The organism is Mycobacterium sp. MOTT36Y (genome assembly GCF_000262165.1).
In the GTDB taxonomy this organism is placed as follows: Bacteria; Actinomycetota; Actinomycetes; order Mycobacteriales; family Mycobacteriaceae; genus Mycobacterium; species Mycobacterium intracellulare.
Genome location: NC_017904.1, coordinates 2,365,034 through 2,387,531, shown reverse-complemented (window position 1 = coordinate 2,387,531; position 22,498 = coordinate 2,365,034). Strand labels below are relative to the sequence as shown.

Genomic DNA, 22,498 nt, shown 5'->3' with positions numbered 1-22,498 from the left:
GCCGTGAATCCCTCTCCGTTGCAAGGCGATACGGCGCCGTTACCGCCCAACCCAGCGCCCACAACGACGACGTCATGGTCAGACACGCTCGGCAGCAGGTAGCCGGTCAATCTCGACTTTTGTATGGAATTCGGGCTCGCCGGACTTGCTGCTACTTCTGATAACCCACCAGGGCGCCATGGGTCCCGAACAGTTCCTGCTGCCACTTGTTCAGCAGCGCACAGGTGTCGACATCGTCGGGATGAAAGCCAGGTTTCATGTAGATACGCAGATCGGCTATCAAACCCTTGAGCAGCGGGCCTCGAAACACAGCACGCGCTTGACGCGCCACTTTGATCGGATGCCAGTCTTTAGGGACCGTCGCGATGGACAACAACACGCCGATCGTGATCACCGGGACGGCCAGAACGTATAAAACCCCCATCACACCGATGCGGAGCCACTCCGGCCCACGGACCGACCGGTAAACGTCGAAGGCAACCGATTTGTGCTCCAGCTCTTCCACCGCGTGCCAGTTGAGCAGGTTTCGCACCTCGGGATCACCGGGGATCTTCTGTAACTCCTCGCCTAGCATTCGCTCAGCCAGCGTCGCGGTGAAGTGTTCAGCCGCTGCAGTGACCGCGAGGGGTACCCACGCGGGCAGCAGGTTTTCGATCCGCACCAACAGCCGCTGCCGCCGACTGCTGGCATCGAATATGAAAAAACTGACCAGCGGATAGCCCTTGTCCACCAATTGCTCGTTGAGCCGGCGGTGTTCCTGCCCGTGCACCGACTCCTGACCAATGAATCCGGCCACCCGCTTCTTTAACTCCGGATCAGTCACCTGATCGGCAAAGCGCCGGACCGACCTGATAAATAATTCCTCGCCTGGCGGAAATATGCCCGACAGCAACGCCACAAGGTGGCTAAGCACGATGTCGTCCTCAACAAAGCGATGCTTCACGGGCTGCGGATCCCCGAATGGGAACCGAATCCGGCGAGTTTTCGGATACGCCTTTTTTGCTGGTCTTTCCGGTGCTATTCCGGTGTTCGCAACTGCTGCTTGACTAGCTACCATGACACTCTCTTTTGTTTTGAGTGTGGTGGTCGGTCACTTCAGGTAGCCGACCAGGGCGCCCTCAGTGCCGAAGAGTTCCTCTTGCCATTGCTCCAGCAACGCGTTGGTGTCGATGTCGTCGGGATGAAATCCCCGTCGCAGGTATCGCCTGAGATCTGGGATCACACCCCGAAGAATGGGACCGCGGTAGAGCCGATAGGTCTCACGCACCAGTCGCACTGGCTGACGGCGCGCTTCGGGATCTCGCGCCACCGAACAAGCCAGTACGGCAGTTATGAGGAGGAGCAGAAGGGGGATCATTACCGCCATCACACGTCGACGCACCCGCTCGGTGCCCCCCACCGAGCGGAATACATCAAAGGCAACCGACTTGTGCTCAAGTTCCTCCAACGCATGCCAGTTCAGCAGGTTCCACACCTCCGCATCCCCGGGGATCGCTTGGATCTCCTCCTCGCCGAGGGTGCGCTCAGCAAGTACGGCGGTGAAGTGTTCTGCGGCTGCTGTCACCGCCAGCGGTATCCGGGCGGGCAGCACCTCCTCGATGCGTTTCACCCAATCAACAAACTTTTCTGAATCCCACCACGCAATCGGATACCCCATGTCAACGAGCTTGTCATTGAGCGCCCGATGCTGCTGGCCATGCACCGATTCCTGACCGATAAACCCGGCCACCCGCTTCTTCAACACAGGATCGCTGATCTCATCGGCAAACCGGCGCACCGACCGAATGAACAACTCCTCCCCCGGCGGGAACGACCCCGACAAGTTCGCCAGAAAGTGGCTGAAGATGATGTCGTCGTTAACGAAATACTTGGTGCCCTCCCCAAACGGGAAACGTATCCGCCGCGTCCTCGGATACCGAGACCCTTCACTCACCGCACTCGCAGTGGTCACTGCCTCTTGAACTATGTGGTCGCTGGTCATAACAAGATACCCCTTCCTCGAACACACGGTTTCTGGTACCAGCAGTACTGTGTTTAGTGAGACGCTACTGCGGATCGACAGGGCGCGCAAGCCTCCGCTTTGACTCACCAAAATGCGCGCGAAGCTCCAGTTGCGTCCAGCAGAGGGGCCAGGGCTGTGCGGTTGGTCCGCGCACACCGCGACGACTACGACAGCGAACGAGCCGCGGGCTTTGGTGACTTTGCGTAGCTGGTAGTTCAGGGACTCGATGGCGTTGGTGGTGTAGATGATCTTGCGGATCTCGACCGGGAATGCCAGGAATGGTACGAACTCGGCCCAGGCGCGATCCCATACGGCCACTGCACCGGGGGATTTGGTTTTCCACTGGGGCGCGGAACGCTTCAAGGGCCAGTGTGGCGGCTTCTTCGGTCACCGCGGTGTAGATCGGGCGCAGCGCGGTGGCCATTTTGCGGCGGTCGGTGTAGGAGGCGTAGCGCATCGAGGAGCGCAGCAGATGCACCACGCAGGTCTGGATGACCGCGGCCGGCCACACCGCGGTGATCGATTCAGGCAGGCCGGTCAAGCCGTCGCAGCAGACGAACAGCGCGTCGCGGCAGCCGCGGTTGCGCAGCTCGGTGAGCACCCCGTGCCAGAACTTCGCGCCTTCGCTCTGCTGGATCCAGATACCCAGAACCTGCTTGCTTCCCTCGACATCGACGCCCATCACGACGTGGGCGGCCTTATTGGCCACCACGCCGCTATCGCGGATCTTGATGCGGATCGCATCGATATACAGGATCGGATAGACCGGATCGACCGGGCGGGACTGCCAGGCGGCGATCTCCTCGATCACCACGTCGGTGACCCGCGAGATCGTGGTCGCCGAGACGGTGGCGCCGTAGACCTCGCCCAGATGCTCGGTGATGTCGCGGGTGGACATGCCCCGGGCATACAGCGACAGGATCATGTCCTCGACCTGGCCCAGGCGGCGCTTGCGTTTGGGCACGATCACCGGCTCGAAGCTGCCGTTGCGGTCGCGTGGCACTTCCAGCTCGAGGGCCCCCGCGGTGGTCAGCACCGTTTTGTGGCCATGCCCATTGCGGGAATTGCCCGACCCATGACCAACGGGATCGCCGTGCTCATAGCCCAGATGATCGGCGATCTCGACATCAAGGGCGCGTTCGAGCACAGCCTTGGTCATCAGCGCCAGCAGACCGCCGGGGCCATCGATCGGGGTGCCGGCGGCTTGAGCGTCTGCCAACAGCGCGTCCACGGCTGCCGGTGACAACAGCTCGGCCAGCTTCCCAGCAGCATCATCACCCGCGCGACTCAGATTGAGGCAATTGAAATCTCCTGTCTGGTGGTAGCCACCACCATTCAGGCTGAACTCCTTACACAGTCAATGAGACACGCCCTGCGGGAGGTGTTAGGCGCCAAGGCCCTCATCCAAAGATGCACCCTGCACAAGCGGCGAAATGTCGCTGATCACCTGCCCGACAAGGAGCAGGCCTGGGTGGATGCCAAGCTGATCAAGGCGTTCGCGCACCCTGACCCCGACACCGGGCTGGCGAACGCTAAAAGCCTTGCCGCGCAACTGGATAAGAACTACCCGAGCGCGGCCTCGTCGCTACGCGAGGGGCTGGAAGAGATGTTCACGGTCGCACGGCTCGGCATCGACGGTCGCCTCGCCAAAACACTGACCACCTCCAACCCGGTCGAGTCGATGATCTCGATAGCACGAACGACCAACCGTAACATCACCCGCTGGCGCGACGGGCAGATGGTGCTGCGCTGGACCGCGGCCGGCATGCTCAACGCCGAACGGTCCTTCCGCCGCATCAAGGGCTACAAGCAGATTCCCCAGCTCGTCGACGCCCTGCGCCGACACGCCAATCCCGACACCGCCACTGTCGGTGCCGCCGCATAGAAGTTCACCGTGGATCGTCACCAAAATTCCACGCGACTCGGGACATGCTCAGCTGCCCGGTGTCGGGTCGGTAGTTGCCGCATGCGTGTTCACGGCGTGGTCACACCCCGGGCGGGTGCGCTCCGAAGCGGCGTTCGCCGCGCTGGCAGGTACCTGCCCGATACCGGCGTCCTCGGGAAACACAGTGCGGCACAGACTCAACCGAGGTGGGGACCGAAAGCTCAACGGAGCGCTGACCACAGTGGTTATCGTTCGGATGCGTACCCACGCCACGACACGAGCCTACGTTGCACGACGTCGCGCCGAAGGCCGCACCACCAAAGAAATCATGCGTTCCCTGAAGCGTTACATCACCCGACAGCTCTACCGCACCCTGGCCGCAGCACACCCCATCCCAGAAACCCCTTGACACGATATAGAAGCATCCCGGGTTTCGTGCACACCTTCTTCTTACTAGGAAGGATGGCACGATGCCGAGCAAGTACGACGAGAACACCAAGGCCAAGGCCAAGGCGGTGCGGCTGGTCCGCGAGCATCGCGATGACTACGAGATCGAGTGGGCGGCGATGCGCGCGATCTCGGCGCGGTTGGGGATGAGCGCGGAGACGCTGCGCAAGTGGGTGCGCCAGGCCGAGGTGGACGACGGTGAGGCTGCGGGTGTGCCGACTAAGACCGCACGCGAGCTGCGGGAGCTGCGCCGCAAAACCAAGGAACTTGAGCAAACGATCGAAATACTAAAGGCCGCAACAACTTTCTTCGCGCGGGAGTGTGACCCGCTACACCGCTGATCTGTGGGTTCATCGACGAACACAAGGACCGGTTCGGGGTCGTACCGATCTGTCGCGCCCTGGGGATCCAGGGCGTGGCGATCGCCCCACGCACCTACTGGGCGCACCGGTCGTCGGCACCGTCGAAACGGGCCCTATGGGACACCCCTGCCTTCAGTCCCTTTGACAATCGGCCCTACTCGCAGTACATAGTACTAGTTGTTACGTATACTATTTGTTCGGAAAAATTGCATACTCGGAAGCAGGGAGCGCTCAAGCTGGATACCGACATCGAGGCGCTAAGCAACCGCGTCGCACGACGCGCAACAAAAGAGGCTCAAGTGTGATGATCCGGGATACCTAACCGTTCTAGTCCCCTAAGGGCGGCTGTGGCGACGGTGAACATCCACGGCGGATTTGCACCCAGTGCCATGTCGTGTAGTGCAGTGGACTCTCGTTGTTACAGAAGAGGAGGGGGCGGTGTCAACGATCTGCGGAACCGGCCGTCGGCCAGTCCAAATACATTCGGAGGCGATCAAGTTATGAAGGACTTCACCAATAAAGTGGCAGTAATCACCGGCGCTGGCTCAGGCATCGGCCGCAGCCTGGCGTTGAGCTTGGCTGAACAGGGGGCGCAGCTGGCGCTGTCGGACATCGATACAAGCGCGCTGGCCGATACCGCTGGTCGATGCGAGAAGGTCGGAGCTAAGGCGGTGCCGTTCGAGCTCGATGTAGCCCAACGGCAGGCAGTTTACGGACACGCAAAGAATGTCGTCAGTGAATTCGGCAGAGTGAACCTTGTTTTCAACAACGCGGGTGTGGCACTCTCCGCCGACGTTATCGACATGGATTGGGACGACTTCGAGTGGCTGGTGGGCATCAACTTTTGGGGGGTCGCCCATGGCACCAAGGCATTCCTGCCGCACCTAATCGCGTCCGGCGATGGCCACATCGTCAATGTGTCATCGGTTTTCGGGTTGGTCGGGATTCCGTCACAAAGCGCCTATAATGCCGCCAAATTCGCCGTCCGCGGCTTCACCGAGGCCCTACGCCAAGAACTCCGGGCCGCCAGGCATCCGGTCGGTGTTACCTGCGTTCACCCGGGCGGGGTGAAGACCAACATCGCCGGTCACGCCCGAGGGCTGCCCGACGGCTCGGACCCCGAAACGCTTAGCCGCATTTTCCATAGGATCGCGTTCACCAGCCCCGAATCAGCGTCGAGGGCGATATTACGCGGGGTCAAGAAGAATAAGCCGCGGGTGCTGATCGGTCCTGACGCAAGAGTTTTCGATGCCATTCCCCGAATCCTCGGCCCTCGCTACGAGGACATCATGGCGTCGTTCTATCGCACCGGGCGCTACGGTGCCGGGCGTCGAGTCGCCGAACGCCTCGGCCTACCTAGTGTCGTGAGTCGTTAATCCGCATCCGGATAGTAGACTTGGCCTGTGCCGGGTCCGATTGCTGTGCCTGTGGTGTTGTCCGATGAAGAACGCGATCAGTTGCGGGGATGGGCGCGCCGCCCGAAGAGCGCCCAGGCGCTGGCCCTGAGGTCACGGATCGTGCTTGCCTGCGAAGGGGATTCGAGTAATACCGCGATAGCACACGATCTGGGTATCACGCGGGGAATGGTGACCAAGTGGCGCAATCGATTCGCCACCGATCGCCTCGACGGGTTGCTCGACGAGCCGCGGCCGGGTCGGCCCCGGGTGGTCGGTGATGAGCGGATCGAAGCGTTGATCACCGCGACGCTGGAGACCGCGCCGCTCGATGCCACGCACTGGTCGACGCGGTCGATGGCCCAACATTTGGGGTTGAGCCAGTCGATGGTGTCGCGGGTGTGGCGGGCGTTCGGATTGGCTCCGCACAAACAGGATTCGTGGAAACTTTCCAAGGACCCGTTATTTGTCGACAAGGTGCGTGACGTCGTCGGGTTGTATCTGAACCCGCCCGAACGTGCGGTCGTGCTCTGCGTGGACGAGAAGACTCAGATCCAGGCGCTCAACCGCACCGCACCGGTGTTCCCGATGCTGCCCGGCACCCCGGCGCGGGCCAGCCACGACTATGTGCGCCACGGCACATCGAGCCTGTATGCCGCCCTGGATCTGGCCACCGGCCAGGTCATCGGCGCGCTGCACTCGCGTCACCGCGCCCAGGAATTTCTGGCCTTCCTGAAAAAGATCGACGCCGAAGTCCCCGCCGACCTCGACTGCCACGTCGTGCTGGACAACGCCTCCACGCACAAGACGCCCCAGGTCAAACGCTGGCTGACCGCCCATCCACGGTTCGTCCTGCACTTCACCCCGACCAGCTCGTCCTGGCTCAACCTCGTCGAGCGCTGGTTCGCCGAACTGACCACCAAGAAACTGCGCCGCGGCACCCACACCTCGGTACGCCAACTCAACACCGACATCCGCGCCTGGATCCAAAACTGGAACGACAACCCGCGCCCCTACGTCTGGACCAAAACCGCCGACCAAATCCTCGAATCCGTCGCCAACTACTGCAAGCGAATTAACGACTCGCGACACTAGCGAACCTTGGTCGCTAGAACATTGAGAGTTGTCTTGAGTTTTCAGGGCTGCGGTCGGTAGGAGTCGGGCCTGGTCGATGGTTTCGGTGATGTGAATGTCTATGGTGTGCAATGCCTTTCGCAGTGGGGGCGGTGCGGGTGGCTGATCGGCGGCGAGTAGGGGCCGCAGTAGGCGGTCGTGCAGTTTGGTGTAGAAGATCGCAAACCGCAGGCCGTCGCCGGTGAGCCGGTAGCGGTTCTTGCCGGGGATGCGGGTGATCAGGCCGTTGATCCGGAGCCGGGCCAGATCGTAGCTGGCCTGGTTCATGGTGTAGTTCGCACCGCCGAGCAGTCCGGTCATCAAGGCGCGCAGGCTCTTGTTGGTGATGCCGGTGACAGCGAGTGCGGTGGTGCATAAGGCGCCGGCCAGGGCTTGGACCCGAGGGTCGCCGAACCGTAAGGCCGGGGCCCTCCTGCCATCCTCGGTGAGGGTGGGCCGTGCGATCCGCTCAAAGGCTGGACTCGCAAGGACGCAGCCCTGGCCGACACGTTCAGTATCGAGCAGCGTGGTGTTGACCGCACGGGCGCGGGCCTGCAGTTCGTCGAGATGCTGCAACCGGCGCAGGCAGCCCAGGTCGCCCGGGTCGTTGATGACGGTCTCGATGCGTAGCGCGCGCCCGTCCTTCAGATACTGTTTGATGCGGGAGTGCCGGTAGAAGGCGTTGACGTTGACCTCGGTGCCGTAGGTGACGATCTTGGTCTTGAACTCGCCACGAGCCGGGCGTCCCCGGCGCTGGCGGCGTTTGAAGATGAGCTCGATGAGCTCCGGGCGGCCGATGTCGAGGTTGTCGGCCACCAGCGCCTCGAAGAACCCGCGGGCGTGCCTGGGCGCGTCGAACACCAGGGTGCGGGAGGTCTCGACCTGGCGCATCGACAGCTCCCACCAATAGCCCGCGGCGCGGTCGTGTTCGGTCAGTGGTAGCGGAAGGATCGGGCTTGTCAAGATAACTGTGTAAGGTGTTGCAGCCGTTTATCTTTGGGTCATAGTGGGAGTCGGTCGGGGAATTGGATGGCGAAGGTGTTCAGTGCTTCGGTCCAGCGGTAGGTGCCTGGTCCGTGTGTTGATCCTCGTTTCTGGTTGATGTTGCGGATGGCCAAATACAGCAGCTTCATTGCTGCGGCGTCTGAGGGGAACGAGCCGCGGGCCTTGGTGACTTTGCGCAGCTGGTAGTTCAGCGATTCGATGGCGTTGGTGGTGTAGATGATCTTGCGGATCTCGACCGGGAATGCCAGGAAAGGCACGAACTCAGCCCAGGCCCGATCCCAGACAGCGATGGCTCCGGGGGATTTGGTGCGCCACTGGGCGCGGAACTCCTCGAGGGCCAGTTTGGCGGCCTCTTCGGTGGGTGCGGTGTAGATCGGACGCAGCGCGGTGGCCATCTTGCGGCGGTCGGCGTAGGAGGCATAACGCATCGAGGAGCGCAGCAGATGCACCACGCAGGTCTGGATCACCGCGGCCGGCCAGACCGCTGCGATCGATTCGGGCAGGCCGGCCAACCCGTCGCAACACACGAACAGCGCATCGCGGCACCCGCGATTGCGCAGTTCGGTGAGCACCCCGTGCCAGAATTTGGCGCCCTCGCTCTGCTGGATCCAGATGCCCAGGACCTGCTTGATTCCCTCGACATCGACGCCGATGACCACGTGGGCGGCCTTGTTGGCCACCACGCCGCCGTCGCGGATCTTGATGCGGATCGCGTCGATATACAAGATCGGATACACCGGATCGACCGGCCGGGATTGCCAGGCGGCGATCTCCTCGGTGACCACGTCGGTGACCCGCGAAATCGTGGCCGCCGACACGCGGGCGCCATAGACCTCGCCGAGGTGCTCGGTGATATCGCGCGTCGACATGCCCCGGGCATACAGCGACAAGATCATGTCCTCAACCTGGCCCAGGCGGCGTTTGCGCTTGGGCACGATCGCCGGGCTAAACGTGGCGTTGCGGTCACGGGGCACTTCCAGCTCGACCGGCCCGGCCGTGGTCAACACGGTTTTGCGGCCATGGCCGTTACGGGAATTGCCCGAGCCATGCCCTGCCGGATCGCCGTGCTCATAGCCCAGGTGATCGGCGATTTCGACGTCCAAAGCGCGTTCGAGCACCGCCTTGGTCATCTGCGCGAGCAACCCCTCGGGGCCATCAATCGGGGTGCCAGACGCTTCAGCGTCGGCCAACAAGGCATCGACTGCCGCCGGCGGCAACAACTCGGCCAACTGGGCGGCAGCATCATCTCTTGACGAATCAGATTGCGGCAATGGAACTCTCCTGTCCGGTGGTCAGCCACCACCATTCAGGCCGAACCCCTTACACAGTCAATAAGACACGCCCGAAGGATCGACCACCAGCGTTCGGCGAACACCCGGATCGCTCCCGGGCCGAGGAGCCGGTCGCAGATCGCCTGCAGCCCTGCGGGATCAGTGGCCGAGGCGAACCCGTTGGACAACTCGGCGAACTCGATCCCGTCCTTGGTCGCCTGCCGCTTGGCCCACTCGTGACCGTTCAGCCAGATCTTCATCGGGTACGGGAAATAGGCGCACACCTTGACGAACCCCGGACCGAAATCGTCGTCCCAGACGTAAAAGTAGTAGCAGGTAACCCGCCGGTCGGCCTTGGTGAAAGCGAACCACACCGCACCACCGGGCCCGGTCTTCTTCGTCGCAGTGAACACCGGCGCGAACTCCTGCCCCACCCCGATCGCGGCTACTCCCGCCCGTCCGGTGCTAGCCTGCTTGGCCAGATACCGACGCATCACTTCGATCTTGCGGTCGTCCTTGCCGAAGCGCACCACCGGGATCTCGTTGGCCGCGGCGAATCGGTCCACCGCCTTGCGAAACGCGGTGCCGTTCTTCTCCATGATCGCCGGCGACGGGATCGGGTAGCCCAGATGCGCTGTCATGAACGACGCCACCTGCGCACCGACCTGCAGATTCGGAACATAGCCGTTGAGATAGATCCGATCCAGACACTCCACATCCAGGCCCACATGCCCGTCGAGCACATCGTTCACCGTCACCACCGCAGCCATGACAGCCAGCCTGGTCGGCCAAGCCAGTCCTGACCAGCGCCCAGCTCGCGGCGGCGCCGCGAATCGCCGGAGGGCAGGCTCGGACCGCTTCCCAACCAGCAGCCAACCGCAACCATCCCACCCAACCCGGCCACCCACCTCGGCGGTCCGAGGCTGGCCTCACTGGTGGTGTGTCTCGTAAATAGCTACTTCGACCTGAAAAACCCGCGCCTGTACTGAGCGGCTGTGTGGGGTCGTACCCAGTTTGGCGCGTGAATGTGGCTTTGGCGCGCCCGGTCATGGGGCGAGGGCGCTGATCTTGACCAGGTTGTGGGCGAGGACGCCGTGCCCGGTCCAGATTCGGGTTCCTTCGGTGCCGTCGATGCAGCAGCGGTGCCGTCGATGCAGCAGCGATCCCAGCCGTAGCCACGCTTGAGGGTGCTGATGCGGCCTTCACTTCCGGTGCGCCACTTGATGGTTCGTCGGAAGGCTGGCCGGTGTTCCTCAGCTTCCGGGCCTGGGAGGGTTTGCCTTTACGGGGTATCACGACCGTGCGCGCGCCAAGGTCATGCAGGGCGTCCTCGACGCGTTTCTCGCCGTAGCCGCGGTCGGCGGTGACGGTGCCTGGCGCGCGCCCGGCTCGCTTGGTGACCCGCCCGACCGCCGGCGCCAGTTGCGGCGCGTCGGGCGGGTTGCCCATCTCGACGGTGTGATCGACGATGACGCCGTCCTCGTTGTCGGTGACCTGAGCTTTGTGGCCGAACTCGACCGGCTTGCCCAAGCGGCCCTTGGCGATCGGGCGGGCATCGCCATCATGCAGGCTGACCCGCCGAGTGGCGCCGTCGGGGATCTGTCCGGACACCCGTTGGCGGGTCTGCGCGGCGATCTGGCGGGTCGCGGCCACCAACTTGGAAAGGTCGTTGACCGCGCGCACCAGCCGACCACGCCGCCGCCCCGCCGCCGCGTCATGTTCGCCGCGGGCGCGCAGCGCGGCAGCCTTCGCCGCGGCCACGCGCACCGCCCGCTTGGCGTTAACCAGCAGCCGCTGGGCATCGCGTGCCGCGGTTTCGGCCAATCCGACCAGCTCACCGGTGCTCTTGAGCACCGCGGCCGTGGCCTGGTCGCGGCCCAATGCGGCACGAGAGCGCAGTTTCGATGCGATCGCATCCGCGCGCTTGCCCGCCGCCCAGGACCGATCCCGCACCCCGGGTGCGCACCGCCCCGCCGGCCGCCTGGATCCGCTGACCGGTCGCGGCGATCCGCCGCACCGCCTTGGCCAGCAGACCCGAGTCGGTCGGATAGGCCACGTTGGCCGGCACCACCGTCGTGTCGGCCCGCACCCGGTTGGTGCGCAACAGCTTCGCCTCGGCCGCCTTGGCCAACAGCGTCTCGTTGAGCCCGCCCACCGCCCTCGCTCCGCAGCGCCTGGTCAGCTTCATCAACGTGGTCGCATGCGGCACCGACATATCCAGCGGGATCCGGCAGAACATCCGCCAGGTGATCGAGTCCGAGACCTCCCGAAACAAGCTCTCATAACCCAGCCGATAGCGAAACTTCAAAAACATCAACCGCAGATAGATCTCCATCGGCGTCGAGGGCCGGCCAATCGCAGGGGTCGCGTCCTGAAGCCGGTGTAAATGGGGCCGGGCGTAGGTTCTGCTTCGAGAACTGCCAAGTCATCGAAGAAAGGACCTTCGCCCGTGCCTGCACGAGTATCGCCGACCGATCGTGTTCGCGCCAAGATCGACGAGCTGTTCGCCTCGGATCGTGAGCTACCCGAGATCCTCGAGGAGGTGGCCCGGCTTGGTGCGCAGTTACTGATGCAGGCCGCGTTGAAGGCCGAGGTGACCGAATTTCTCGGCCGCGACCGCTATCAACGGACCGCCATCGTGCCGGATGCGCAGCCCGGGGCGCGTAATGGCTATCGGCCGGTGTCGGTCAAGACCACCGCCGGCCCGGTCAGCTTGGAGCAGCCCAAGCTGCGCGGCACGACCGTGGCATTCGCTTCACGGCTGTTCGGTAAGCACGTCACCAAGACCAACGCGCTGGAATCGCTGGTGATCGCGTCGTTTGCGCGGGGGCTGTCGGTGCGTGATGTCGAGGCCACCCTGGCCGACGCGCTGGGTGATCGGGCCGCGATCTCGAAATCGACTGTGGCGCAGGTATGCCAAGCGATCAAGACCGAGTACGACACTTGGGCGCGGCGTCCCCTGGGCGATGTCGTGCTCGATTACCTGTTCCTGGAGCCTCGTTCTTTCGGATGCATCCCGGCTCGCCGGCCGAGCCGATCCTGGCCGCCTGGGGTGTGACCACCGCCGGCAAGCCCGTCTTCGTTGGCCTGGCCCCCGGCGTAGTGGAGTCCACCGACGCCTGGGCTGATTTCTTGACCGATCTCACCGACCGGCGATTAGCATGCCCGCTGCTGGTCGTCTCCGACGGTGCCCGCGGCCTGATCGCCGCGATCGAGCAGATCTTCCCGACCGCGCTGCGCCAACGCTGCCTGATCCACCGGTTACGCAACGTGCTGGCCAAGATCCCCGCCGGGATGCAGGCCGAGATCCGCGACGGCTACTGGGCCGTGTTCGACACCGAAGATCTCACTACCGAGCCCGGCCCGCGGCTGGTCGAACAAATCGATGCCCGGCTGAGCGCGTTCGCTGCCCGCTACGGCGCCGCCTACCCGGCAGCGATGAAGATCCTGCTGACCGATCGCCAGGGCCTGACCGCCTATCTGCGGTTCCCACCCGAACATCATCACCGCATCCGGCACTCGAACTTCATCGAACGCACCTTCGGCGAAACCCGCCGCCGCGCAAAGGTTATCGGCCGCTTCCCGGGCGAGACCAGCTGCATCAGCATCGCCTGGGCCGTGCTCGACCGCGCATCCCGCGGCTGGCGCGGACTGACCATGACACCCGCCGGAATGCGCCAGCTCCAAGACCTGCGCCGCAACCTGCTACAACCACCCCAGCAACTGCGGCCTCAGCACACCCCCGACTCCGCCAGCAGCATCACCGAAACCGCTAGCGCCACCGCGTAACATCACCCACCGAAGCCAGAACCTTCACCCTCCGATTTACACCAGATTTCGGACGCCACCATCCGCAGGTCGAAAAACGGCACAAACGGTGTGAAGAACGCCGGATCGTCCAACAACGCATCCACCCGCGCCAGCTCGTCGGGCAGCCGCCGCACCTCCTCCGGCAGGATCGACTCCCACAACGACGGCTGATCGCCTACAGTACGAAACACGATGGCCTCAATCCCTTCTAGCCCAAGGGCTTGAGGCCATCCTCCCAGTTCAGCACCGCCAGCCCGCGGATCAACGCGCCGACTTTTTCAGGTCGAAGTAGCTAATGCGTTGTTGGGTATTCTGGTGCAATGAGGGCTCTTCGATTTTGACCGGGCAATCAGCATGAAGTCTGGGTTGCGGCCCGCTGTTTGCGGGCTCTTCGATTTTGACCGGGCAATCAGCATGAAGTCTGGGTTGCGGCCCGCTGTTTGCGGGCTCTTCGATTTTGACCGGGCAATCAGCATGGAGTCTGGGTTGCGGCCCGCTGTTTGCGGGTGCAGTGGAATCGTATCCGGCGGGCCGAGTGCTCTCGATTCCGGAATCCGCAGCTGACACGCTTGACCTGTTTGGCCAGCGGTTGTAGCCCTCGGTGCGGGCGTTGGTGATGCCGGTCTGCACGAACGCGTTAATCTCGGGCCACCAGTCGTCGACGGTGACGGCGAGGGTGAGCAGTTCGGGGATCTGGGAGTCGACGCATCAGGTGAGGAATCGGTGCAGTCGGTGCCGGGTCAGGTGGGGGTCGCCGCCGAGACGAACGGTTGCCAGCAGGGTCCGCAATTCTTCCTTGGCGATCCAGGCGGTCAGGATCTGCGCGCTCGTGTCCTCGGCCTGGATCTGGTTCCACATCTTCGCAAAGCTCTTCTTCGACAAGCGTTCCCGACCACGTAGCAGGCGGCGCCGGTTCGCCCACTCCGGGTCGATCTTGCGGCCGCGGCGCTCGCGCAGGTCCCAGGTGATGCGGCGGCGGACCTTGGTCAGTGCGTCGTTGGCCAATTTCACCAGGTGGAAGTGGTCGACCACCAGGGTGGCGTTGGGCAACAGCCCCGGCGTGCGGGCCGCGGAGGCGTAGGCGGCGGCTGGGTCGATCGCCACGTACTCGATGCCCTCGCGGAAAGGCACGCTGCGCTCGGACAGCCACGCGATCACCGTGGCACCGGTGCGGCCCTCGCGCTGCCCGAGCAGGCCCTGGGAGCCGGCCAGGTCGACGAAGCCGGTGTCCCAGGGGTCGACCCGCACCCAGCGGCCGGTCTCGGTGCAGTGCTCCCAGCGGGGCTTACCGCGGCGGGTCTCGTCGATGCCCAGCACCCGGGTGGGTTTCGGCTCGCCCAGTAGCTCCTCGGCGTGGGCGAGAAGGCGCGGTGCGCGGTCGGCCACCACACGCCGTGCGCGATCGCGACCTCGGTCACCGACCGGGCGGCCTCCCCGATCGCCGCGCCGATCTGGGTGCGCAACCGCCGGGTGGTCCGCGCCCGCGCCGGGATCTGCGCGATCGCCTCGGTGAACGAGCCGCGCTCGCAGTAGTCCTCCCGGCATCGCCAGCGGGTCTTGTGCCACCGCATCATGATTCGACCCTTGCCGTACGGGATGTCCCGCGGCGACGTCGTCACCCGGCCCTTGAGCGAGGTGGAGAACACCCCACACGACGGACACGCCGCCCCCTCCTCCTCGGCAGTCGCCACATGCACCACACGCATCCCGTCAGTTGAACGCTCGACACGCTCGACCCGCACACCGGGCAACCCGAACAACAATGTCGTACCGTCAGACACGGCCCCCGGTCCCTTCGTTCGCCTGAATGCTTCGCAACATTCAGACTTCAGAAGGCCAAGGGCCCCCTACAGCAGCGACACGCCCGGTGAGAGCGAAATCACAACTGCCCGTTTAAAATCGAAGGCGCCGAGCTGGTCCCTTCTAACTGGCAGCCGACACCTGCAGTCGATCCGCGCGCAGTTCCGTTGCTCTACGTCCACGGGTGCAGGTTCTGGCTTCGGTGGGTGATGCTACGCCGTGGCGCTAGCGGTTTCGGTGGTGCTGCTCGCGGAGTCCGGCATGTGCCGAGGCCGTAGTTGCCGGGGTGGTTGTAGCAGGCTGCGGCGCAGGTCTTGGAACCGGCGTAGCCCGGCGGGGGTCATGGCAAGTGCGCGCCAGCCGCGCGATGTTTACATTTAAAGCACAGCAATCAAGAATCTTACGAAAATCAGTTTCTGTAAGGCGCCGCTCGCGGGTAAGACCGCTCAACTCACAGCTATCTATGCCCAACGCCGAGGTAGCAGAGCGCCACACGCGAGATCCGCTCACCCGTGGTGGCGATGTCCGCGGAGGGAAGGACGACGTGACTCACGGTCAACCGCACCAGAACGTCTGCGACCTCCTCGACGTCTTCGGAGTCGAGATCGGCGAAGTGGTCGTGAAACCACGCGACCAAAGCCGCGGAGGAGAGCTGGAGCAGGGACGCCGATGTCGGCAGGAGAGGAAGGACGCCCATCGTCGGCGCACCAGCGCGATCATCCCCTGAGTGGTTGGACGTCAGCACCGACTTCAGGAGCGGACTAGCTTCTGCTTCAAGGAGGGTGAACCGCACCGCTGCAGTGATGCCGCCCTGAACGTCGCCGGTGTGTTCGGCGAGGATGGCGTGGATACCCTCCAGGAAGCGCTGACCCTCGGCCACCACGAGCGCGTCACCGAGTCCCTGCTTATCGCCGAACTCCTTATATAACGTCGGTCGGGAGACGCCGACAAGTTCGGCGACCTCACTCACCCGGACCTGTTCCCAGCCCTTCTCAATGGTGAGTTCCCGTGTCGCCCTCAAGACCTGCTCGCGCATATGTCGGCGAAACGACATCCGCACCGATTCAGTTGGCATACGAGCAGAATAGGTGGCGAACTGGGATCCCCCGCGCAGCCTGACGACAGGCGTCAAACGGTGCAGTCGAGAAAGTCGACGACCGCCGTTGAGAATGCGTCGTTGTTGTCGCCAGCAACCATGTGGCCCGCGCCCGACACGTCAACGGTTTGCGCGTGGGGAACCAGGGTGAGGAAATCCTTCACTGTCTCTTCGGAGACCATGTCTGATAGAAGGCCGCGGACCAGCAGCGTCGGCGCGGACACCTGTCGCGCGCCATCGACAAGGAATGCGCTCATCATCTCGAACTCCTCTGCGCCGTCGTCTAAATCACCCTGCAGGAACTGAAAATTCGACGTCACAAACGCCGGATCCCATCGCCAGGCCCAGCGACCATCTCCACGTCGCCGGAGGACTTGTTGGAGGCCGTCGACGTTTTCGGGGCGAGGGCGGTGCGGGTTGTAGGCGGCGATCACGTCAGCGGCCGACTCTAAGCTGTCGAAACCTTCGGGATGGGCCGACATGAACGCTACGACTCGTCGGGCGCCGTGCATCTCCATTCGCGGAGTGATGTCAACCAGGACGATGGCCTGCCATAGCTCCGGCGGGGCGAGCAAGTGCGTGCCGAGGATGGTCAAACCGCCCAACGATGCCCCGATCGCGGCAACTGGGCGGGCGGAGCCGGCGTACGCGCGCACGGCCAACAGGTCGGACCCCAGCCGTTCGATGTCATAGCGTCCGTCCGGATCCCAGTCGCTGTCACCATGTCCCCTTGCGTCGTAGGCGGCAACGGTGTAGCCCCGCTGATGCAATCGTTGGGCGGTGACATCCCAGGCGTGCCGGCTCTGACCACCGCCGTGAAGGAGCAACACGACCGCCCGCGGTCCGTCACAGCGGTAGAAGTCGACCGCCAGCGAGAGCCCATCCACCGTGGGCACGCGCTCGACGACAGGAGCGGACGAATCATGTGCTCTGTTTGCAGACATCAAGAGATGGCCTTCGGTGCGACGACGGTGACGGTGCCCTGCGCCGCACACACCGCTCTGCCGTCGTTGCAGATGTCGATACGTGCCACACCGCTGGTTCTGCCCAGCGAGATGATCTCAGCCGTGGCTACACAGGTTCCGCTGGAGACTGGACGAAGCAAATTCAGTTTGAACTCCGTCGTCGCGACCCAGGATCCCATCGGAATCACGGGATAAAACACCACTCCAAGGCAATGGTCGACCATGGCCGACAAGCAGCCGCCATGCAAGTTGCCGAAAGGCGTCTTCAGGTCGTCGCGTGCGTCCATCTCCGCGACGAGCCGTCCAGCAGTGAATTCAGTGTGCCGGAAGCCGAAGTAACCGGCCAACCCGCCCGTGGTTTCTGCTGCGCTCTGCAGTTGTTCAGCGACCTGCTGGTTGAACGTGGTGAACTGCACAGACATGTCCGGCCTCCTACCTCAGCTGTGGTTGAGACATTACGCCTTGTCTGTCACATCGGTCGACAATGGTCGCTCGCCAGGATTGCGGGAAGGAGAAACCTTGAAAGAAATGTCCGGAGCCCGTCACGACTGCGCTCCCGCGGTCCTCGAACAGTCAGCAGGCTCAGTATCGTGCGGAGAACCCACTCGGCGGCGTCGTCGACGGAGACGCCCGGTTCTACGTAACTCCAGTGTCTCCTGAAGATGGGACGGAGAAACTCGGTGACGAGTTCGAAGAGTGACGTCGAGGTCCCCGCCGCGAGGCCAACGCCGGCGAGTTCCTCGTCGCTGCCGAACAACAATCCGATGATCTCTTCGCGGCGCGCGGCCTCAACTGTGTATTCTACGAAATCGACGAGAGCGGAGCCCAGATCGGTGTGCTCCGCGATCCGGGGGTTGATGCGATCGAGATAGCGCTCGGCGGCGCGAATGATGACGCCCGACATCACCGCCTCCCGATTGGGGAAGTAGCGATACACCGTTGCCCTGGAGACACCCGCTGTTCTGCCGATGTCCTCCATGGTCGTGCCTACCACGCCGCAACTCTCTAGGCACCGCTCGGCAGCATCTAGCAATCGGTCGCGAGCGGAACCACGATCTGACGGCGCGGCAGCACCCCATCGCACCAACTTCGTCGACACAACAGCCAGTATGCCGCGGGCGCACACCATTGTGGCTTGACTGCAGATATGACACCATCGCATTCGTGTCTCACAACAGCCCGTGGCCCTGAGCGAGTGATCGATTGTCGGTAGAAGCGCGTACTCCGGTGGTGGTCGGCGTAGGCGAAGTCACCCATCGCGGGAACGACGTCGTGGACCCGATCGACTTGGCAGTGGAGGCCGCACGCCGCGCGGTCAACGACACCGGTCGCGCGGTCGAACGGCGCATCGACACGGTCGCGGCTCCCGGCATCCTGGTCATATCGCGGGACAATCCCGCCAGCAGGATCGCCGAAGCGATGCGCATCAGTCCCGCCCGCCGCATCAGCTGTCCAGTCGGCGGAAACACCCCGCAGTATCTCGTCGAGGTGTTGGGTGGAGAAATAGCCGAGGGCCGCGCAGATGTTGTCCTGGTCGTCGGCGCGGAGAGCGGGCATTCCGCGCGCAAGCTCCAGGGTGAGACACTTCTCAACTGCCCAGCCCCGCCCCGCTCCGGCGACGAATCCCTTGGGGACGCCCGCCCCGGGCTGAGTCAAGCCGAGATGTCGGTAGGTCTGAGTTGGCCGCACGAGGTGTATCCCATCTTCGAGTCCGCGATCGCCGCACGCCACGGCCATGATTTCGATGCGCAAAGGGAGTGGCTGGGAACGCTGATGGCACCGTTCACAGCCGAGGCGGCGCGCCATCCCGAGCAGGCCTGGTTCCCGCGCACACGAAGTGCCGCCGAACTCAGCGAAGTAACGGCGGAAAACCGCATGGTGTGCTTGCCTTATCCCAAGCTGCTCAACAGCAACATGTCCGTCGACATGGCTGCCGCGTTCATCGTTGTGGCGGCCGAGATGGCAGACGAATTGGGCGTCTCGCGCGATCGTTGGGTCTTTCCCTGGTCAGCGGCAACCTGCAACGACGTGTACTTCCCCGTGCAACGGCCGGACCTCAGTCGCTCAACGGGTATCGAAGTAGCGGCACGGAAGGCTCTCGACGCGGGCGGATTGACCACCGACGACATTCGGTGGTTCGACCTCTACTCCTGCTTCCCGTCGGCAGTTCAGATAGCCACCGAGGCTCTCGAGTTGGACCCCCGCGACGATAGAGGCCTCACAGTAACCGGAGGCCTCCCCTATCACGGCGGTCCCGGTAACAACTACGTCAGTCACGCGATCGTTGAGATGGTCCGACGCTGCAGACGCGACCCCACCGATGCCGGACTCGTCACCGGCCTCGGTTGGTATTCGACGAAACATTCGGTCGGTGTGTGGTCGGCCACCCCTCCACCAACCGGGTGGCGACTGATCGACACGGCAGAGGAACAAGCTCAGATCGATTCATCGCGGCTGGCCGTCGCAGGCGTCGACGAGGCGACCGGTCGCGCGACAGTGGACGGGTACACGGTCGTGTACGACCGAGACGGACGACCTCGATGGACACCGATCATCGCGCACCTCTCCGACGGGCGAAGAGTCGTCGCACGCAGCGACGATCCGCAGATTGCCGAGGCGATGGCGGGCGAGATGTACGTTGGCAGAACGGTTTGCCTCCGAAACACAGGGTCGTCCACGGGATTCGAGCTTCCATGATCGCCGAGGCCATGGTGTTGACCGGACCGCGGAATCTGGAGCGACGCCAGATGACCATCCCCGACGTCGGTGACCGCGGTGCGATCCTGCGAGTTGAAGCATGTGGTCTATGCGGTACAGATCACGAACAATTCACCGGACACCTGCCTGCCGGCTTCTCATTCGTTCCAGGTCACGAAATCGTCGGCATCGTCGAACATGTCGGCAACGCGGCCAGCGAACGCTGGTGCGTACAGGCCGGCCAGCGCGTGGCCGTCGAGGTGTTCCGGTCCTGCCGAGACTGCCCGGAGTGTCGCCGCGGCGAATACCGGCGATGTGCGGTGAACGGCATCGCCACCATGTTCGGGTTCGTCGACGTGGAGATCGGCGCCGGGTTATGGGGCGGATACGCCACCCATGTGGAGCTTCCGTGGGACGCGATGCTACTCCCGATTGCCGAAGACATGGACCCCGTTCTCGCCACGTTGTTCAACCCTCTCGGGGCCGGTATCCAATGGGGGAAAACTCTTCCCGACACCAAGGCGGGGAGTATCGTAGCGATACTGGGACCCGGCATCCGCGGGATCTGCGCGGCGGTGGCGGCGAAAGAGGCGGGAGCCGCTTTCGTCGCGATGACCGGCATCGGTCCACGCGACGATCAGCGACTGGCCATAGCCAGATCATTCGGTGTCGACCTGCCCATCGACGTATCGCAGGACGATGTAGTGACAGCGCTCCAGCGTGAGACAGGCGGACAGCTTGCCGACGTGGTCGTCGATGTCACCGCCAAAGCACCCTCCGCGTTCGCCGACGCCGTCGCCCTTGCCAAGCCTGGCGGCACGGTCGTGGTTGCCGGCACCCGCGGCGGAGGCGGCGCGCCCGGCTTTGAACCAGACACGCTGGTGTATAAGGAATTACACATCGCCGGTGCACTCGGCGTGGAGTATCCCGCCTACCGGGCAGCCCTCGAGATTCTGGCCACGCGCCGCTGGCCGTTCGACCGGATCACAAGAGAATCAACCGGATTCGCTGGTCTCGCGCCGCTGCTCAGTTCGCTTGCAGATGAAAATGCCAAATCGAGTGCGGCCCTGCACAACGTCTTCGTGCCCACGCCCTCACAGCATGCGGAGCTTCAACAGAGAAAGGTCACGTGACGAGGACGGAACGCGTACCGATGCTCGACCTTGAGCAGGCCCGGCTGCGGGCTGCCGAGTGTGGGCTGCCCGAAGAGATGGCAGAACTGTCAGTATTTCGCGTGGCACTTCACCAGCCGAGCCTCGCAGTGGCCCTGTACGGAATGCTCGAGGCGCTGCTATTTAACGGTGTGCTCGACGCCCGGCTACGCGAATTGATCATCATGCGCATCGGCTGGGTAACGGGGTCGGTATATGAGTGGACACAGCATTGGCGAATCGCGACGCTGCTCGGTGTGGCTTCGGATGACCTTCTGGCGGTGCGTGACTGGCAAAGTTCCAATCGTCTGGGCCATGCCGAGCGTGCGGTCCTGGCCGCGACCGATGATGTGGTACGTGACGGGGTCATTGCCGAGGAAAACTGGGCCGCGTGCCACAAGGCATTCAATGGCGATCACGCGGTTTTGGTCGAACTTGTCGGAGCGATCGCCAATTGGCGGCTCTTTTCGATCCTGCTTCGATCCTTGAATATTCCGCTTGAGTCGGGTACCGACTCCTGGCCGCCCGATGGGCGAGCCCCTCGACGTGACGATTGAGTAAAAACGGTTGTTCAGCAATCGCACCCAAGTTTTGAAGCTGGGTTACCCCTTATGTTCCTAGTCAGTTGTGGGCTATTGAATTTTAAACGGGTAGTTGTGATTTCGGTCTCATAGCCACGGTCTCGGGGTAATGCCACCAACTAGACATGTGGAGCCAACTGTTCTGGGACGCCTACACCAGCTTGAAGCACGCTCCGTCATACGAATACGATCCAAGGGATGTCGAGGTTCTTCGCGACTCAGGCCAACTGTTACTACTGGGAGAGTCGTTCAATCGGGTCGCTGGCAACAGAACGCCAATGAAGGCGATCGCCAGCAGTCACCGCACACAGCAACTCAAGCAGAGAATTCAAAAGCTCGTTGCTGCAAGCTAGACCCGGCGTCCGACACCGAGGCGCTGCCGTCTCCATGCAGCTGACCACGAACGCCAGCTGCGCCGAAGTCCCACCGGGGACGGCAAACACCTTCCGCCGCAACACCTTCGGATGCAGCTTGGACGGAAGGCCACCAGCCACCATGATATCGACCGTCTCGGCGTCGCCAGCACCGCGGACGAATCGGTGTACCGGCCCGTTGCCACCTCGCCTCCGGCTTGCGCAGGTCAATCTCTCAAGTCGTCGTTGCCACACTCAGAAGTGACATGTACAAATCATGGCTCAGTGAGTGTACAGTTCATGGTGTGGAGGTATCCGTGACCGAGTTGCGCGCGCACCTCAGCGATTGGCTCGATCGAGTTCGGGCTGGTGGTGAGGTCGTCATCACCGACCGCGGGATTCCGGTCGCGCGGCTCGCTGCACTGGACAGCGCAGGCAACTTGGAGCGTCTCGCGGCCGAAGGCGTGATTGGCAAGGCCACCGCCCAGCGGCCCGTCGCTGCGGGTCGGTCCCGGCCCCGACCGCGGCGGCCGGTGTCTGACCGGGTCAGCGACCAGCGGCGCTGA

At 63.5% G+C, this 22,498-nt stretch carries 20 protein-coding genes and 8 pseudogenes; 14 read left to right on the top strand and 14 right to left on the bottom strand.

All coding sequences use genetic code 11. The annotated features are described in order from the left end of the window. Positions 1-151: 151 nt before the first annotated feature. The 3 genes and pseudogenes from W7S_RS26135 to W7S_RS11040 all read right to left on the bottom strand — a co-directional run. Positions 152-1,057 (bottom strand): metal-dependent hydrolase, encoded by a 906-nt coding sequence (locus W7S_RS26135; RefSeq protein ID WP_074325745.1) that lies wholly within the window; start codon positions 1,055-1,057, stop codon positions 152-154. 33 nt (positions 1,058-1,090) lie between these two features. Beyond that, complete coding sequence (locus tag W7S_RS11045) at positions 1,091-1,981, bottom strand: metal-dependent hydrolase (protein WP_014711476.1); 891 nt, start codon at positions 1,979-1,981, stop codon at positions 1,091-1,093. A gap of 195 nt (positions 1,982-2,176) precedes the next feature. Then, a pseudogene (locus W7S_RS11040) lies at positions 2,177-3,260 on the bottom strand (IS256 family transposase); the annotation flags it as partial. 96 nt (positions 3,261-3,356) lie between these two features. On the opposite strand from W7S_RS11040, the pseudogene W7S_RS11035 reads away from it, so the two are divergent. The 7 genes and pseudogenes from W7S_RS11035 to W7S_RS27695 all read left to right on the top strand — a co-directional run. Beyond that, positions 3,357-3,887 (top strand): annotated as a pseudogene (locus tag W7S_RS11035) (transposase); the annotation flags it as partial. Positions 3,888-3,936: 49 nt separating this feature from the next. Beyond that, positions 3,937-4,296 (top strand): annotated as a pseudogene (locus W7S_RS26130) (transposase); the annotation flags it as partial. A gap of 61 nt (positions 4,297-4,357) precedes the next feature. Next, positions 4,358-4,821 (top strand): annotated as a pseudogene (locus W7S_RS11030) (transposase); the annotation flags it as partial. A 375-nt stretch (positions 4,822-5,196) separates the two neighbouring features. After that, on the top strand, positions 5,197-6,072 hold the full coding sequence (locus W7S_RS11025; protein ID WP_014711472.1) for an SDR family oxidoreductase: 876 nt from the start codon (positions 5,197-5,199) through the stop codon (positions 6,070-6,072). A gap of 27 nt (positions 6,073-6,099) precedes the next feature. Then, positions 6,100-7,185 carry an IS630 family transposase gene (locus W7S_RS11020; protein ID WP_036429555.1) on the top strand — a complete coding sequence of 362 codons (1,086 nt, stop codon included), beginning with the start codon at positions 6,100-6,102 and terminating at the stop codon, positions 7,183-7,185. A 177-nt stretch (positions 7,186-7,362) separates the two neighbouring features. Further along, positions 7,363-7,581, top strand: a complete 219-nt coding sequence (locus W7S_RS27295) for a hypothetical protein (RefSeq protein WP_157744825.1) — start codon at positions 7,363-7,365, stop codon at positions 7,579-7,581. Between the two features lie 400 nt (positions 7,582-7,981). Further along, a complete protein-coding gene (locus W7S_RS27695; RefSeq protein ID WP_255348945.1) occupies positions 7,982-8,113 on the top strand; it encodes a hypothetical protein in 132 nt (43 codons plus the stop codon). 91 nt (positions 8,114-8,204) lie between these two features. On the opposite strand, the gene W7S_RS11010 is transcribed toward W7S_RS27695, so the two are convergent. The 3 genes and pseudogenes from W7S_RS11010 to W7S_RS25705 form a co-directional block, all read right to left on the bottom strand. Continuing rightward, complete coding sequence (locus W7S_RS11010) at positions 8,205-9,437, bottom strand: IS256-like element ISMysp7 family transposase (protein ID WP_008258297.1); 1,233 nt, start codon at positions 9,435-9,437, stop codon at positions 8,205-8,207. A gap of 77 nt (positions 9,438-9,514) precedes the next feature. Next, complete coding sequence (locus W7S_RS11005; RefSeq protein ID WP_050989379.1) at positions 9,515-10,249, bottom strand: hypothetical protein; 735 nt, start codon at positions 10,247-10,249, stop codon at positions 9,515-9,517. Positions 10,250-10,525: 276 nt separating this feature from the next. Beyond that, positions 10,526-11,841, bottom strand: a pseudogene (locus tag W7S_RS25705) (ISNCY family transposase); the annotation flags it as partial. A gap of 87 nt (positions 11,842-11,928) precedes the next feature. Here W7S_RS25705 and W7S_RS27690 point away from each other — a divergent pair. Both W7S_RS27690 and W7S_RS27685 read left to right on the top strand, forming a co-directional pair. Beyond that, positions 11,929-12,537 carry a transposase gene (locus tag W7S_RS27690; protein ID WP_020822357.1) on the top strand — a complete coding sequence of 203 codons (609 nt, stop codon included), beginning with the start codon at positions 11,929-11,931 and terminating at the stop codon, positions 12,535-12,537. After that, positions 12,489-13,268, top strand: a complete 780-nt coding sequence (locus W7S_RS27685; protein ID WP_036455212.1) for an IS256 family transposase — start codon at positions 12,489-12,491, stop codon at positions 13,266-13,268. The genes W7S_RS27690 and W7S_RS27685 overlap by 49 nt, the downstream gene beginning before the upstream one ends. Before the next feature lie 68 nt (positions 13,269-13,336). Here W7S_RS27685 and W7S_RS26120 read toward each other — a convergent pair. From W7S_RS26120 to W7S_RS27340, 3 genes and pseudogenes are all read right to left on the bottom strand, one after another. Then, positions 13,337-13,480 (bottom strand): annotated as a pseudogene (locus W7S_RS26120) (ISNCY family transposase); the annotation flags it as partial. Positions 13,481-13,550: 70 nt separating this feature from the next. Next, positions 13,551-13,919, bottom strand: coding sequence for a hypothetical protein (locus tag W7S_RS27350; RefSeq protein WP_198345441.1), 369 nt, complete (start codon positions 13,917-13,919; stop codon positions 13,551-13,553). Positions 13,920-13,997: 78 nt separating this feature from the next. Further along, the gene (locus tag W7S_RS27340; RefSeq protein ID WP_145958867.1) at positions 13,998-14,675 is read right to left on the bottom strand and encodes a transposase; all 678 of its coding nucleotides are present in this window, start codon (positions 14,673-14,675) and stop codon (positions 13,998-14,000) included. Between W7S_RS27340 and W7S_RS27480 the strand changes: the two genes are divergently transcribed. Further along, on the top strand, positions 14,643-14,822 hold the full coding sequence (locus W7S_RS27480) for a hypothetical protein (protein WP_036455211.1): 180 nt from the start codon (positions 14,643-14,645) through the stop codon (positions 14,820-14,822). The two genes, W7S_RS27340 and W7S_RS27480, sit on opposite strands and share 33 nt — an antisense overlap. A 62-nt stretch (positions 14,823-14,884) precedes the next feature. On the opposite strand, the pseudogene W7S_RS27475 reads toward W7S_RS27480, so the two are convergent. From W7S_RS27475 to W7S_RS10955, 5 genes and pseudogenes are all read right to left on the bottom strand, one after another. Continuing rightward, positions 14,885-14,995 (bottom strand): annotated as a pseudogene (locus W7S_RS27475) (hypothetical protein); the annotation flags it as partial. A 551-nt stretch (positions 14,996-15,546) separates the two neighbouring features. After that, positions 15,547-16,125 (bottom strand): TetR/AcrR family transcriptional regulator, encoded by a 579-nt coding sequence (locus W7S_RS10970; RefSeq protein ID WP_020822352.1) that lies wholly within the window; start codon positions 16,123-16,125, stop codon positions 15,547-15,549. A gap of 92 nt (positions 16,126-16,217) precedes the next feature. Further along, the gene (locus W7S_RS10965) at positions 16,218-17,129 is read right to left on the bottom strand and encodes an alpha/beta fold hydrolase (RefSeq protein WP_008256185.1); all 912 of its coding nucleotides are present in this window, start codon (positions 17,127-17,129) and stop codon (positions 16,218-16,220) included. Next, positions 17,129-17,566, bottom strand: a complete 438-nt coding sequence (locus W7S_RS10960; protein WP_008256182.1) for a PaaI family thioesterase — start codon at positions 17,564-17,566, stop codon at positions 17,129-17,131. Before W7S_RS10960 ends, W7S_RS10965 begins: the two co-directional genes overlap by 1 nt. 53 nt (positions 17,567-17,619) lie before the next feature. Further along, the gene (locus tag W7S_RS10955) at positions 17,620-18,144 is read right to left on the bottom strand and encodes a TetR/AcrR family transcriptional regulator (protein WP_008256180.1); all 525 of its coding nucleotides are present in this window, start codon (positions 18,142-18,144) and stop codon (positions 17,620-17,622) included. A 209-nt stretch (positions 18,145-18,353) separates the two neighbouring features. Between W7S_RS10955 and W7S_RS10950 the strand changes: the two genes are divergently transcribed. From W7S_RS10950 to W7S_RS27470, 4 genes and pseudogenes are all read left to right on the top strand, one after another. Then, positions 18,354-19,847: an acetyl-CoA acetyltransferase gene (locus W7S_RS10950; RefSeq protein ID WP_170320561.1), complete on the top strand. Its 1,494-nt coding sequence runs from the start codon at positions 18,354-18,356 to the stop codon at positions 19,845-19,847. Next, positions 19,844-20,980, top strand: a complete 1,137-nt coding sequence (locus W7S_RS10945; protein WP_008256175.1) for a zinc-binding dehydrogenase — start codon at positions 19,844-19,846, stop codon at positions 20,978-20,980. Before W7S_RS10950 ends, W7S_RS10945 begins: the two co-directional genes overlap by 4 nt. Further along, positions 20,977-21,555: a carboxymuconolactone decarboxylase family protein gene (locus W7S_RS10940; protein ID WP_036428816.1), complete on the top strand. Its 579-nt coding sequence runs from the start codon at positions 20,977-20,979 to the stop codon at positions 21,553-21,555. Before W7S_RS10945 ends, W7S_RS10940 begins: the two co-directional genes overlap by 4 nt. Positions 21,556-22,043: 488 nt before the next feature. Then, a pseudogene (locus tag W7S_RS27470) lies at positions 22,044-22,498 on the top strand (type II toxin-antitoxin system Phd/YefM family antitoxin).